Here is a 13,254-nt window from a genome sequence, read left to right on the forward strand (position 1 = left end):
TAGGTAAACTTATCGGGAGAGTTCAATGAAGTTTCTAATAACTCTTTTTCTTCTAGTGTCACAAGTCAATGCACAAGAAAACTTTGGAATAGAAGAGAAAGTAAATTCAGTGGCCAAGAGAGGGGTTCGAAGAATCCTTGTTCAAGATTTTATCGCTAAGCTTGAGAAGTTTAGAAGCCATGAAAATAAACCAAAAGAATACTATGAGTCTCTTGGTTTAAATAAAAGAGAACTCGGTTTACTTCTTGGGTCTACTCCTAGTGTACTCAAGAATAGTTTGCCGAAAATGTCTTTAACAAAAAGTGGAATTATCACGTTTACATATAAGAATAAGACAGCTTCTTTTTCTATTGATGATTTAAATAAACATCAAATTCGTATAGAGGGGAGAGTTGTCGCTCTTCCAAGTTATGAGATAAAAGAATTTGATAAGTATATTCTTGCTTTTCATAAGAATATTGCAAAGGCTTTTCCTAAGAAAGTTTCGCTCTTGAATCTCTTTAATGAATTATTTTTGATTCAATCTGCTAGTGCCCAATATTATTCAGCTGAAGAAATGTCGGGAGAGGAATATTTAAATCTTCCCGATGGAAAAGAAGTTCCACATTTCCCAAGAAAAGGTTGGGAGAAGGATAAGCCAGAGATAAGATCATTGTATGAGAATAGTAATTTAGATTACAATGTAAATCAAACACTTCAAGTCCTTACCGTTGCGATAATGGCCATTTCTGTTGATTTAGGACTAAACGATATGGCAAATTATAGAAATAAGAAGAAAAACTTACCGGAAAATCTTAAAAAATTTTATAAGAGAATTGATGAGATGGCGACGACTTGTGATAAGGAGAAGCTAGAGACTAATGGGAAATTTAGAGAGGGAAGTGATGCGACCAATATGCTTATTGCTCTTGATCGAGTAAATGAGCGAATTAATCGCTTAGAGAATATGTCAACTCTTTGGTGGAATGAACTCAATCCACTTTTGTGGAATCATACTTCATTTAGATTTGATCCTGATTCAAAATCTTATAATATTTGTCTTGTGAAGAGAATTAAAGAAATTTATCACGATCCAAAACTATGTGATAATTTAGATAAGATTACTAAGTGCCTGATCGCCTTTAGAAGTAGTGGAAGAGTGATAGATAAAACTCTCACAGACGATCAAATGGATCTCTTACTTGAAAATTACGGTGGGAGAGACTATGGTGAGAAAGATATTCTTAGATGGATGAATGAAAAATAACTTTAAATTCTAGGCCAGATTTCTTCTGGCCTTTTTTTGCCTCAAATTTGTGGCTATAAACTGATCTCTATATAATCACAATTTTAATTACTTATCTAATGCTTTAAGAATTAGTTTAGAGTCAGCTCCAGTGTCATCTAATATATACTAAAGAGATATACTCAAGTATCCGAGAAGCATAGAAAGTATTTTTAAAATAGGTAATGAATGAAAATAATTATGAAAAACACGCTGCTCTTTCTTGCTTTTATTCTTAGCTTAGATTCAACTCTAGCGCTGCCATATTCTACAGAACGTGGAATACAACTCTACACTGAAGTTCCAGAAAATTTCTATAGCTCTAACGCTAAGAGATGTCTTGAAGAGGCCAATAAGAAAGGCACAATGAGTGAATTAGATCAAAAACTAGGATGCTCTAATCACGAAACTGCGGAGAAGATTTGTTCATGTGTTGATATGCTCTTTGACGAGGATCAGGTTAAGCAGTACCTAGAGAGTCCAGGCGTTGCAAATCTATCAAATATGATTGAAGGGAGTAAGAGCTTTGAATTAGAAAGGCTGACGCCGCATAGTTTAATGGTTAGTGACGTGAATGATATAAATATGATCTATGAAGAGATGGGTGTTGGAGCATGCTCTTTTGGATCAAATGATCCTTTCTTTGAAAAAGTAGGAAATAAGTTCATTGGTCATAGAGACAGCCTCAAGAAGCAAGCTCTCGCTAGAGAAGATTTAAATAGACAGCATCAAATTTTCAATAGGGAGCTAAAAAGACTTGGAAAGAGTAATCCTTCAAGAGATGAAATCTTTGAACTCTCTAAGATTGTAAGCGCGGAAAGTGGAAAAGACTTCTTCTTAGAGAGAAGAATTAATGAGCTTAGAAGTTTTGATGTTCACGATGAAGATACAACTGCTAAGAATGATATTAGACTTCAAATTATTAATGAGTATATCTCTTTTCACCAACATGAAATAACGAGAGGAGTTGACTCTGATGAATTTCAAATTGATAAAGTGTCTAGAAATGTAACTAAGGAGAGTGGACGAGAAGGTTGTAGAAATCTTCTATCCTATGTTTCGGTTAAAAAAGAAGAAGATCAAGAAAAGAAGATCTTAGAGTTTTTCTCAAACTTTTTTCCAGATAGCTACTTAGATAAGGCCGTAGATGAACAAGATAGAGCGGAGAGGCTTAATGATATTCAAACGCGAAATAATGGATTAGATGCAATTCTATCTATGCGCCAGACTCCAGAGTTTAAAAAAGATATTCTTTATTGCAGTAAGTATAATCAATTTAAAGAGAAAATGAGAGAGATCTCAGAGAATGAAGAATTAAAGAAAGCGCTAGTTGAACTTGAATCTTTAAAAGATAACACTCTACTTAATATTCTCTCCAGAGCTTCTTCATCTGAAGATCAAGAAATTAAAGATGTACTTGAGAAAATTGAAAATCTAGAAAATGAAATCATGGCAAAATTTAATATGCCAAATAAAGAAGAGCTTCAAAAAGCACTTATGGCCTTTAAGTTTTGGAAAGTTGATAAAGGTGTAAAAACTGTTGTCTCTGAAGATGGTACACTCGCTCTAGAGACTAGCTCTAGACCAAATGGGGGGCGCCGCTCATTATCTGATAGAATGAATGATCGTACACGTACCATTAGAAACTCTAAAAGAGTTGCGAGATATGTTGCAAATCCATCATCTTTATCGGTAGCTGGTTCAAATAATAATAGCAGTAATACAGCAGTCGGTAGCCGTAAAAGCCCTAGACCAAGTTCTAGTAGAGGAAATAATGTAAGAGGGGCAACGGCTCAGGTCAATAGTGATATGAGAAATTCTACAAGAAGTGATAACTATTTTAATAGAGGGCAGAATACTTCTCAGGGCCGATCGATGCAAAACTCTCTATCTCGTAGCGAGGAGAGAAGTGGAAGAAGCTTTTCAAATGGTGAGAGCGAAGATCAGTCATATGAAGATTTTCTTGCCAATAGAATTGAGAAGCTTAAAAGAGATAAACTTTCAACAGAGAAAGAACTCAGTGATGAGCTAGCAAGTACAAAAGAGAGTCTTGAATTAGCAAAGCTTAGAGAAGAGTTAAGAAAACAAAGTGAAGAGATTGCTAAATTAACTAAGAAAAAAGAAGAGGTTTCTAATTCTATTGTAGAAGCTCCTTCTACGATTTCTAGACCTGACCCATCTTCATTTAAGTCACCTCTAGCGTCAGCACTTGATAAAGCCTATGGGGCAAAATCGAATCCTGAAGATATTGTCGCTAGAGGAGGAGATAGTGCAGCCTCAAGAGCAACAGCTGCTAATGCAAGCTATTCAGCGCCTGTAGAGGGAGCATCTCAAGGAAGCTCTTCTAGTAGTTCTTCTTCTAACTCTAGTTCTGCTTCACAGTCCGATGATGGTTCCTCAGTTTCTGGAATCAGTCTTTCTTCTCTTAGAAGTATTGGTGAGGATGTACAGGTAATCGATAATACAAGTCTTGGTGAGATTAGACCTATTATGGTCGATGCTTCTTTTGCTGAATTATCAGAGGAAGAGAAGAGATTAAAAATTGAAGAACTTCTAGAAACTACACCTGAAGATGAAGTTTATATAGAATTTCCAGATGGGAAAGTTTTAAAGTTTTCGAAAAAAGATGAAGAGAATAGAGCAAAGAAAGTAGATAAGAAAAATGAAGCTATTGCTAAAGAATTACTTAGAAATCAAAGAAGAGAGAAGTTCTCTTACGATAGATTAAAAGAAATTATTGACGGAAGTAAGGAATAAATAAAAAAGCCCTCATGAAAATGAGGGCCCTTTGAGATTATAAAATATTTATTAATATCTTTCTGCTCTTTTCATTAGCTTCTTCTTCATTTTACCTTTCATATTTAAAAGTAAAAGAATACCACCATGCTCACCGTTGCTATCATTTCCAACAACCGAAACATTTCCAGCTTTCTTTTCATTCATATAGTAACTAAATGTTGCAATTGCTCCATCAATTCCTAAATCAGCTGGTACGAAAATTCCAAATACTTCTGGTCCAACATAGAGGCTCATATTGTGAAACTTTTCAATAGAGAATGCTACCGCTGGTAATTGTCCACCTGCAACACCTGGAAGAGCTCTACCACCTGGAAGTCTTTGTGGATCTAAATTTCCAAGTCTATCATCGAATACATCGTCAAGAGACACTGAAACAGAGAGAAGTGTACCTGAACTTTGTAAGTCCGGAGAAATCTCAATATATGAGTTTGGATACTTAGGAATGTTATATCTAAGTCCACCGTCAAGAACAACATTTTCAAGAACCATAGAAATCATTAGGTTGTCTTGTAAAAGTTGTACGTGTGGTCCATCAACACCTTCTATTTCAATATTAGAAGTGTCAGATTTACATGATGTAAAAGAAAGTAGCCCCAAAAGTGTTAGAAATAGAAACGAGTGTTTCTTTGCTCGAATTAATGCGTTCATTTGTCCTCCAATGAATTTAAATTGCCGTGCTTAAAATCATTGTCGGAAAAAAATTCCTAGCACTTAAAAAAAAGAAAGCAATTTATGTTTATGTCGGGGACAAATACTCGGGTAAAGAAAAGAGTGGAGGCACTTTCATGCCTCCACCCAAAACTGATAAGAAAGGAAAGAGTGGTTATATTTGCTATAACGCTCTTTGTTTGGAAATGAATTGAAGAAGTAACTCTTCGCAATCTACCTCAACACCAAGTTGCTCTAAGAGTTCTTGCTTTTCCTGTACTTTAGTCTCTAATTCGGCCAGTTCAGAAAGAAGTTCAAAGCAGTTGCGAATAATCATAGTCACCTCGAATCAATAAGTTTGATAGGTAAAACTATTGTATCCTTTATTAAACTAAAGTCAAGGCTATAAAAAAAGCACTTCATAAAAAGTGCCTTTTTTAAGTAAAATCAATGTGTTATCTATTTAGTAGCTGGGAGCAATGTAGACATCTATATCAGGATTATACTCGTCTCTGAGTATGGCCTTGATGGCCTCAAGCGTTCCCGTTGTTGAAGATGGGCACGTACCACAGGCCCCTTGGTATTGAACGAGTAGAATATTGTCTTCAAATGAGATTGTTTGGATGTCTCCTCCATCTCCTTGAAGTCCTGGTCTGATTGTCTTATCTAAGATGGCCTCAATCTCTTTTAGCTCAGGGGAGAGGTTAGCTCTTCTCTCTGCTTCTGGATCAGGATCAAAGTAATTAGGATCATGCTTTGGATATTCTGAATTTATGTAGTCCATGATTGTTGGTTCCATACTTTCCCAATCTTCATAGCCAAACTTGGTGATCGTAATGACATTATCGTAGAAGTGAAGTTGATCAACACCACGAACAGTGAAAAGAGTTAAGGCAAGATTATTATCTCCACAGTCCATTGGTGATTTATAACTTGAATTCCCTTCATTCTTTACTGGCTTATCTAGTATAAACTTAAGCGCGTTTGGGTTTGGTGTTGGTTGGATTTGAATGTCCATTTTTTTCCTCTTTTATTTTATAAGAATTCTTTTGTTTTTATAATAGCAGCGACAAGAGCATCTACTTCTTCTTTCGTGTTGTAGACAGAGAATGAGGCCCTAGTTGTTGCAGGTATATTAAATCTCTTCATTAGTGGTTGAGTGCAGTGGTGACCAGTACGAACGGCGATACCTTGTCTATCTAGGAGAGTCCCTATGTCGTGAGGGTGTGCTCCTTCCATTGTGAAAGAGATAACAGATGTTTTTTCTTTTGATGTTCCAATAATCTTGAGGCCATCTATCTTAGAGAGTTGCTCTGTTGCATACTCTAAGAGCTCATGCTCCCATGCCTTTATTGTATCTAGACCTATCTCATTTATATAATCAATGGCCGCTTTAAGAGCAATAACTCCAGCAATATGCGGAGTACCTGCTTCAAATTTATGTGGAAGAGTATTGTAAGTGGTCTTTTCAAAACTAACCACGTCAATCATATCTCCTCCACCCTGGTAAGGAGGCATCTCATTTAATAAATCCTCTTTTCCGTAGAGGACTCCAACACCTGTAGGTCCAAACATTTTATGAGAGCTAAAGGCGAGGAAATCACAGTCTAAGTTCTGAACATCAATTTTCTCATGTGAGATAGACTGTGCTGCATCTACAACATAGATTGCTCCAACATCGTGAGCAAGCTTTATCATCTCAGCAATAGGATTTATCGTTCCTAGAGAATTAGAAATATGATTTGTCGCTACAATCGCCACCTTCTCGTTAAGAAGAATTTTATATGCAGTAAGATCTATTTCACCCAAGTCATTAACTGGAATCTCTATGACTTCTGCGCCGACTTCTTCAGCAATCATTTGCCATGGAACAATATTAGAGTGGTGCTCAAGTGTTGAAAGTAGGATTTGATCACCCTTTTTTAAGAACTTCCTTCCATAGCTTGAGGCAACTAAGTTAAGTGATTCAGTTGTACCCTTAGTAAAAATGACTTCGTAATCATTTCTAGCATTAATGAGATGTTGAATACTCTTTCTCGTCTCTTCGTATTTTATCGTTCCCATCTCACTAAGGTAGTGAACACCTCTGTGAATATTCGCCGCTTCATTTGAGTAGTGGGCGTTGAGTGCGTCTATTACAGGCCTACACTTCAATGTACTAGCGGCATTATCTAAGTAAATTAATGGTCTATCGTGAACAGTTCTAGAAAGTTCAGGAAAGTCATTTCGAATTTTTAAAACATCAAAGTTCTCTAGCATTATTGTCCTTGCTCTAAATGTTCAAAAACATTTTTCTCAAATGATTCAAAGAGAATATTTGAAAGATAATTCTCAATCTGAGTATCTTCTATTTTTAAAATGGCATCCGCACAGAATGCATGAATAAGTAATTTCTGAGCACGCTCCTTACTTAATCCTCTAGACTGTAAATAGAAGGCCTCTTCATCACTCATTTGCCCTACAGTAGCACCGTGGGCACATTTTACGTCGTCAGCATAGACTTCAAGTTGAGGTCTTGTGTCAACGTGTGCCTTCTTCGTTAAGAGAAGGTTTTTATTTAATTGTTCTGAGTTAACTTTCTGTGCATCTCTATCAACGAGTACTTTTCCTGTGAATACTCCACGAGCACTTTCATCTAAAACACCTTTGAAGAGCTGAGAGCTATCAGTGTGTTCAGCATCGTGGTGGATGAGTGAGAAGTTGTCACAGTGCTGTTTACCTGCAAGTGTATAGAGACCATCAACAGAGGCTTCGGCCCCTGGCTCTAGGAGTTTTACTTGAAGATTATGTCTCGCCTTAATTGCACCAGTATTAAAAGTGAAGCTCTTAAAATTTGCATCTCTTTTTAGCGTTGCATTTACACTTCCAGCATGGAAAGCAAGATTGCCCTCTGTCTGAACTTTAATATGTTTAGCTATGGCACCATCTTTTAAAGTAAAGTTTGTGACACTCACCTGGTTATAATTTAAATCATCTGCACCTTGGAAAATTTCTACAAAATTACACTGTGAATGAATATCCATTTCTATATGAATACGCGGCGTAGAGTAGCTATTGGCTTCTGTTGCTTGATGAATAATTGTAATTGGAGCTTCTTGCACAAAGTTCTTAGGAACTTTGATTTTTAGAATACTAGAATTTACTGAGGCATTAAGCATTCCAAAGATATCTTTAGTATCATCTAAGTAGTCTGCAATAGAGAGATCATTTGTAGAAATAGTCTCCAATTGAATCTCGCTTGGAAGCTTAGACATTTGTGCTTGGTAAGCACCATTGATGAAATAGAGTGAGTACTCACCGAGAGGAGACTCTATTTCCTTTGCACTATCAGTCTTTGCTAGTTTAAAGCTCTCTGGAACGACATCAGTCACTTTCGTATAGAGCCAGTCTTCCATCTTAGTGTGAGGAAGACCTCTTTCTTTAAAAAAGTTTAATGCCGACTTTTGCACATCGCTCTTTGCAATTAGCTCAAGTTCTTTAATATAATTATCTGTAACTTCATTAATTTTCATATTTAACCTTACTTAATTAGCCAGTCGTAACCTTTCTCTTCAAGTTCTAACGCAAGCTCTTTTCCTCCAGACTTAATAATCTTCCCTTGGTAGAGAACGTGAACATAGTCTGGGACAATATAGTCAAGTAGACGTTGGTAATGTGTTACGAGAACGACAGAGTTGAATCTACTCTTAAGGGCATTTACACCTTTTGCCACAATCTTTAGAGCATCGATATCAAGTCCTGAATCTGTTTCATCTAGTAGAGCAAGTCTTGGATTTAGAACGGCCATCTGTAGAATTTCGTTCTTCTTCTTCTCTCCACCTGAGAAACCAGTGTTCACTGGTCTATTTAAAAATTCTTCTCTCATTTCAAGTAGTTTAAGTTTAGGCATAAGAATTTCTTTAAATGCAGCTTCATCCATTTCACCAGCACCGTTCGCCTTTGAAACTTCGTTGAATGACTCGTGAAGGAAGTTGAAGTTTGTTACACCTGGAATCTCAATAGGGTATTGAAAACCTAGGAAGATACCATTCTTTGCTCTCTCGTCTGCTTCGAGTTCAAGTAGATCAGAGTTCTTTCCATTGATATTATATTCAATTGACCCTTGCGTTACTTCAAACGCTGGGTGACCGGCGATGACCTTTGAAAGAGTACTCTTTCCCGATCCGTTTGGTCCCATAATTGCGTGAACCTCTCCGGCCTTAATCGTTAGGTCAATACCCCTTAAAATATCGTTATCTTCAACTTTTGCGTGTAAGTTCTTTATTTCAATCATTGTTATATTCCTTATCCAATCGAATTTTCTAATTTCATTTCTATTAACTTCACAGCTTCAACTGAGAACTCTAGTGGTAGCTCTTTGAAAACATCTGAGCAAAATCCATTTACGATCATAGAGATACATTTCTCCATATCCATTCCTCTTTGTTGTAAGTAAAAGAGTTGGTCTTCACTGATCTTTGATGTCGAGGCTTCGTGCTCTACAGTCGCTGTATTATTCTTTACATCTATATATGGGAATGTATTCGCAGCACACTTATCACCAACTAACATAGAGTCACATTGAGAGTAATTTCTTGCTCCTGTCGCCGACGGCATAACTTTTACAAGCCCACGGTAGTTATTTTCAGACTGCTCTGCAGAGATACCTTTAGAGATAATTGTACTCTTAGTATTTTTACCGATGTGAACCATCTTTGTTCCAGTATCGGCCTGCATTTTATTATTTGTTAAAGCAACAGAGTAGAAAGCACCTTGTGAGTTATCTCCAATGAGATTACAACTAGGGTATTTCCATGTGATTGCTGAACCGGCCTCTACTTGTGTCCAAGAGATTTTTGAATTTCGTCCAAGACAATTTCCTCTCTTAGTAACAAAGTTATAAATACCACCAATACCTTCTTTATTTCCTGCGTACCAATTTTGAACAGTAGAGTACTTAACTTCAGCATCATCTAAAGCAACAATTTCTACGATGGCAGCATGAAGTTGGTTCTCATCTCTTTGAGGAGCTGTACAACCTTCTAGGTAATTTACGAAGCTTCCTTTTTCGGCAACGATAAGAGTTCTCTCAAATTGCCCCGTCTCTTTAGCGTTGATTCTAAAGTATGTAGACAGATCCATTGGGCAAGTGACGCCTTCAGGAATATAGACAAATGAACCATCAGAAAAAACTGCAGAGTTTAGTGCTGCGTAGAAGTTATCTGCAGGTGGAACAACTGTACCAAGGTATTTCTTTACAAGTTCAGGGTAGTCTTTGACTGCTTCTGAAATAGAGCAAAAGATAACTCCTACTTTTTCCAAGTCTTCTTTATATGTTGTTGCAACAGAGACACTATCAAAGACCGCATCTACAGCAACGCCAGAAATTCTCTTTTGTTCAGAGAGAGGAATTCCTAACTTTTCAAAAGTTGCTAAAAGCTCTGGATCTACTTCATCTAAACTTGAAAGAGCTTCTTTCTTCTTAGGAGCAGCGTAGTAGTAGAGGTCTTCAAAGTCTATCGCAGGAATATCGAGTTTTGCCCAGTTGGGCTCTTTCATTGTCTTCCAAAGCTTAAAGGCCTTGAGTCTATACTCGAGAAGCCACTGCGGCTCTTCTTTCTTTTTAGAAATAAGTCTTACGATTTCCTCATTCAGACCTTTAGGAAACTCTTCAGTTTCGATATCTGTATAGAATCCGTACTTATACTCTTCTTGTAGAATTTCTTCGCTCATACTTGTGTTCCATTTGAATCTAATTCTTTAACAATGTCTTTAATTGGACATAGTTTGTTCTTATCACTGAACTCTTCTCCAAAAAGTAATTCTTGAATAGAGAGAGAGTTTAAAAATTGGTTTAATTTCTCACTGAGTGTGCTCATTGGATTAACGATATTGCAATCACAGTGAAGTTCGCATAGGCCTTTATTCGTTTGGCAGATTGATTTAACTTCTTTTGCCTCTATAATGCGTGCAAGTTTAAGATAGCTAATTGTTGAGAGGTCTACATTTATTGTATAACCACCTTTAATTCCTTTTACAGAAGATAGGATGTCGTGTGAGTTCATCACTTGCATGACTTTAGCTGTAGTGTCGAAAGGTGTTTTGAAGTGGTCACATATTTCACGCGCACTAGTTAGTTCGCCGCCTTTTTCGACCATGAATTTTAACGCCATTAGGGCGTATTCTACTTTTTTATTAACCTTCAGCATTAAATATCCTAAGTTACTAAAATCAATATATTTTCAGATAATTTCACACATATACCTTTAAATAAGTTAAAAAGAAACCTATTTCAGTCATTATAGAGGAAAAAATACGGTAAATTTTGGCTTATTTTGTTTGATGGCCCAAATTAATTTATATCAATTGTTATTTCAGTATCTTATAATTTAATTCTTAAGTGAGTGAGGAGGGGTTTTGCAGACGCGCTTTATTGTCTTTATCTCAATTTTAGCAACTTTTTCATTGCTTGAGTGTTTACTGAAGCGCCGTAGGGATCCCAATTTATATCCTTCAAATATCTATAGGCGACTTTCGAATATTGCTTTGCTGATGTTTGGAAGTTTACTTCTATTTCTTTGGAATCATTTTCTTCCACTGGTGAGTGCTTATAGGGCAACTGACTTCGGAGTGGGCCTTATTCCCTGGCTTGGTTTATCGTTTGAGGCAAGTGTGATTTTGGGTTTTATTCTTATGGACCTGCTCATTTACTTTCAACATCTCTTATTTCATAAAATTAAAATACTTTGGAAAGTTCACCGGGTACATCATTTAGATAATTTATTAGATGTCACAACGGCCCTGCGCTTTCATCCGCTAGAGTTGATCTTATCTCAGTTAATAAAGATCACTGGAGTTATAGCTTTTGGTGTTGGCCTAGAGAGTTTATTGCTTTTTGAAATTACTCTTAGTTCTTTTGCTATTTTTAATCATGCCAATATTCAATTGCCTAAGAAGTTGGATAAGTTCTTAGCTAGTCTTTTTGTAACACCTAATTTTCACGTCATTCATCACCATCCAAAACTTCATTTACATAATTCCAATTATGGATTTTGCTTATCTATTTGGGATAGAATTTTTAAAACTTATGAGAGTGCTAAGGTAGAGGACTATAGTGAATTTGATTGTGGTCTTGATAGTGAGTATAGAGACTCTTTTAAGGGAATGCTGAGCACTCCCTTTAGGAGATAATTCTTAGGCCGCTGTTCTCTCAATAGAGTGAGTAAGCTTTGAGTCCATATATTCATAGAGTAGGTAATCAAGAGTTTTATCTTCATAAAGTTTTACAAAGCTTTCGATAACACATATCTCAACGAGGTCTTGTCTAAGCTCAGGAGCTTGCTCTTTTTGAAGAGCTAAGAGAAAGTCAAAATCAAGTTGAATAGACTTTGATTCAGTATGTTTTTCAATTCGTGATAATATTTGTGATTTAATTTGTGACATTATTATTTTCTCCTCTAGCATAATGCATTTATCTAGTCTGAGACTAGTTGCGTACTTACTGTACTTATCGGAAAAATATTGATGTTGATTAAGCTTTGGGCATGGCTGAATAATATTTTTCTATGGTATTATAAAACAATTTTAAATTTTATCACTCTTAATTTATAAATAGTTTAAATTAAATAATTAGATAGGTAAGTAATGATCCCATTTGCAAGTTTGGCAGATAAGAGAATGGCCGAGAAGATCGCTCAAGAAGGACGTTCTCAAAATATTTATATTGAAATAAAGAATGTGAATAATGAATATATTCTCGAAGTAGATAAAGAAGAAAATATAGAAATTGCTACTGATATCTATCGAGTGATGATGGGATTACCTAAGCAGTTTACTCCATCAAAAGAGTGGAGTGAGATTGCAGCAGTTCCAATGGGTTTTGCTACTAAAGCTATTATAGTATTTTGTATTGCTGTCTACGCTCTCGATGCCTTAAAGATTATGCCAGAGTTATATTCAGTGATGAAGTTCTCATCTGATCCAAAACTTGGTCTTAATGAAATTGTCCAAGGTCAATTTTGGAGAGCGATTACTCCAATTTTTCTTCACTTTGGTTTAATGCATATCCTCTTTAATATGCTTTGGATGAAAGACTTGGGAAAATTAGTTGAAGTGGAGAGATCATCTAACTTTCTATTATTATTTATCTTAGTGGTGGGCTCTATCTCTAACTTCAGTCAGTACCTTATCTCAGGTCCAAATTTTGGAGGGATGAGTGGAGTCGTCTATGGTCTCCTTGGCTACCTATGGATGTATAAGCGCTTTAATAAAGAATCAAAATATTCTCTTCCAAAGAGTGATGTTATCCTTATGGTTGGCTGGTTCTTCTTATGCTTAATGGGTGTCTTTGTTTTCTCTATCGCCAATATGGCCCACGCTCTGGGGTTGAGTTTAGGAATGTTTGCTGGAATATTCTATGGACAATACGACACGGGAAGGACCGATATGAAAAACTCTCTTCTTTTTACATCTTTGGCAATTCTCTTTAGTGGACTAACACTTGGAGTAGAACTTTTTAAATTATCACAAATTCAGTAGTTTACTAGTCGCTAAGTTACTAAAGT

The 13,254-nt window shown here is 36.2% G+C and carries 13 protein-coding genes; 4 read left to right on the forward strand and 9 right to left on the reverse strand.

Annotated features, from left to right (window positions below):
* Positions 1-25: 25 nt before the first annotated feature.
* Together BMS_RS05930 and BMS_RS05935 are read left to right on the forward strand one after the other, a co-directional pair.
* Positions 26-1,246: a hypothetical protein gene (locus tag BMS_RS05930; protein WP_014243894.1), complete on the forward strand. Its 1,221-nt coding sequence runs from the start codon at positions 26-28 to the stop codon at positions 1,244-1,246.
* A 219-nt stretch (positions 1,247-1,465) separates the two neighbouring features.
* A complete protein-coding gene (locus BMS_RS05935; RefSeq protein WP_157868249.1) occupies positions 1,466-4,021 on the forward strand; it encodes a hypothetical protein in 2,556 nt (851 codons plus the stop codon).
* A gap of 51 nt (positions 4,022-4,072) precedes the next feature.
* On the opposite strand, the gene BMS_RS05940 is transcribed toward BMS_RS05935, so the two are convergent.
* The 8 genes from BMS_RS05940 to BMS_RS05970 all read right to left on the reverse strand — a co-directional run bounded on the left by BMS_RS05940 (position 4,073) and on the right by BMS_RS05970 (position 10,899).
* Positions 4,073-4,711, reverse strand: coding sequence for a hypothetical protein (locus BMS_RS05940; RefSeq protein ID WP_014243896.1), 639 nt, complete (start codon positions 4,709-4,711; stop codon positions 4,073-4,075).
* Between the two features lie 184 nt (positions 4,712-4,895).
* Positions 4,896-5,048 (reverse strand): hypothetical protein, encoded by a 153-nt coding sequence (locus BMS_RS17590; RefSeq protein ID WP_157765690.1) that lies wholly within the window; start codon positions 5,046-5,048, stop codon positions 4,896-4,898.
* A 126-nt stretch (positions 5,049-5,174) separates the two neighbouring features.
* Positions 5,175-5,729 (reverse strand): NifU family protein, encoded by a 555-nt coding sequence (locus BMS_RS05945; RefSeq protein ID WP_014243898.1) that lies wholly within the window; start codon positions 5,727-5,729, stop codon positions 5,175-5,177.
* Positions 5,730-5,746: 17 nt separating this feature from the next.
* Complete coding sequence (locus BMS_RS05950; protein WP_014243899.1) at positions 5,747-6,970, reverse strand: aminotransferase class V-fold PLP-dependent enzyme; 1,224 nt, start codon at positions 6,968-6,970, stop codon at positions 5,747-5,749.
* Positions 6,970-8,223, reverse strand: coding sequence for a Fe-S cluster assembly protein SufD (sufD, locus tag BMS_RS05955; RefSeq protein ID WP_014243900.1), 1,254 nt, complete (start codon positions 8,221-8,223; stop codon positions 6,970-6,972). Before sufD ends, BMS_RS05950 begins: the two co-directional genes overlap by 1 nt.
* Before the next feature lie 8 nt (positions 8,224-8,231).
* Positions 8,232-8,984 (reverse strand): Fe-S cluster assembly ATPase SufC, encoded by a 753-nt coding sequence (sufC, locus tag BMS_RS05960; RefSeq protein ID WP_014243901.1) that lies wholly within the window; start codon positions 8,982-8,984, stop codon positions 8,232-8,234.
* Between the two features lie 11 nt (positions 8,985-8,995).
* Positions 8,996-10,423: a Fe-S cluster assembly protein SufB gene (sufB, locus tag BMS_RS05965; protein ID WP_014243902.1), complete on the reverse strand. Its 1,428-nt coding sequence runs from the start codon at positions 10,421-10,423 to the stop codon at positions 8,996-8,998.
* Positions 10,420-10,899 carry an RrF2 family transcriptional regulator gene (locus tag BMS_RS05970; RefSeq protein ID WP_014243903.1) on the reverse strand — a complete coding sequence of 160 codons (480 nt, stop codon included), beginning with the start codon at positions 10,897-10,899 and terminating at the stop codon, positions 10,420-10,422. The genes sufB and BMS_RS05970 overlap by 4 nt, the downstream gene beginning before the upstream one ends.
* A 208-nt stretch (positions 10,900-11,107) precedes the next feature.
* Between BMS_RS05970 and BMS_RS05975 the strand changes: the two genes are divergently transcribed.
* Positions 11,108-11,881 carry a sterol desaturase family protein gene (locus tag BMS_RS05975; protein WP_014243904.1) on the forward strand — a complete coding sequence of 258 codons (774 nt, stop codon included), beginning with the start codon at positions 11,108-11,110 and terminating at the stop codon, positions 11,879-11,881.
* Positions 11,882-11,884: 3 nt separating this feature from the next.
* Here the strand turns inward: BMS_RS05975 and BMS_RS05980 are convergent, their stop codons facing one another.
* Positions 11,885-12,133, reverse strand: a complete 249-nt coding sequence (locus BMS_RS05980) for a hypothetical protein (RefSeq protein ID WP_044557342.1) — start codon at positions 12,131-12,133, stop codon at positions 11,885-11,887.
* Between the two features lie 201 nt (positions 12,134-12,334).
* On the opposite strand from BMS_RS05980, the gene BMS_RS16800 reads away from it, so the two are divergent.
* The gene (locus BMS_RS16800) at positions 12,335-13,228 is read left to right on the forward strand and encodes a rhomboid family intramembrane serine protease (protein ID WP_014243906.1); all 894 of its coding nucleotides are present in this window, start codon (positions 12,335-12,337) and stop codon (positions 13,226-13,228) included.
* The last annotated feature ends 26 nt before the right edge of the window (positions 13,229-13,254 follow it).

This window comes from Halobacteriovorax marinus SJ, assembly GCF_000210915.2.
GTDB lineage: Bacteria > Bdellovibrionota > Bacteriovoracia > Bacteriovoracales > Bacteriovoracaceae > Halobacteriovorax > Halobacteriovorax marinus.

Coding starts and splice junctions, on each gene's coding strand:
- BMS_RS05930 (WP_014243894.1), top strand. CDS start 26: ATGAAGTTTCTAATAACTCTTTTTCTTCTAGTGTCACAAGTCAATGCA.
- BMS_RS05935 (WP_157868249.1), top strand. CDS start 1,466: ATGAAAAACACGCTGCTCTTTCTTGCTTTTATTCTTAGCTTAGATTCA.
- BMS_RS05940 (WP_014243896.1), bottom strand. CDS start 4,711: ATGAACGCATTAATTCGAGCAAAGAAACACTCGTTTCTATTTCTAACA.
- BMS_RS17590 (WP_157765690.1), bottom strand. CDS start 5,048: ATGATTATTCGCAACTGCTTTGAACTTCTTTCTGAACTGGCCGAATTA.
- BMS_RS05945 (WP_014243898.1), bottom strand. CDS start 5,729: ATGGACATTCAAATCCAACCAACACCAAACCCAAACGCGCTTAAGTTT.
- BMS_RS05950 (WP_014243899.1), bottom strand. CDS start 6,970: ATGCTAGAGAACTTTGATGTTTTAAAAATTCGAAATGACTTTCCTGAA.
- sufD (WP_014243900.1), bottom strand. CDS start 8,223: ATGAAAATTAATGAAGTTACAGATAATTATATTAAAGAACTTGAGCTA.
- sufC (WP_014243901.1), bottom strand. CDS start 8,984: ATGATTGAAATAAAGAACTTACACGCAAAAGTTGAAGATAACGATATT.
- sufB (WP_014243902.1), bottom strand. CDS start 10,423: ATGAGCGAAGAAATTCTACAAGAAGAGTATAAGTACGGATTCTATACA.
- BMS_RS05970 (WP_014243903.1), bottom strand. CDS start 10,899: ATGCTGAAGGTTAATAAAAAAGTAGAATACGCCCTAATGGCGTTAAAA.
- BMS_RS05980 (WP_044557342.1), bottom strand. CDS start 12,133: ATGTCACAAATTAAATCACAAATATTATCACGAATTGAAAAACATACT.
- BMS_RS16800 (WP_014243906.1), top strand. CDS start 12,335: ATGATCCCATTTGCAAGTTTGGCAGATAAGAGAATGGCCGAGAAGATC.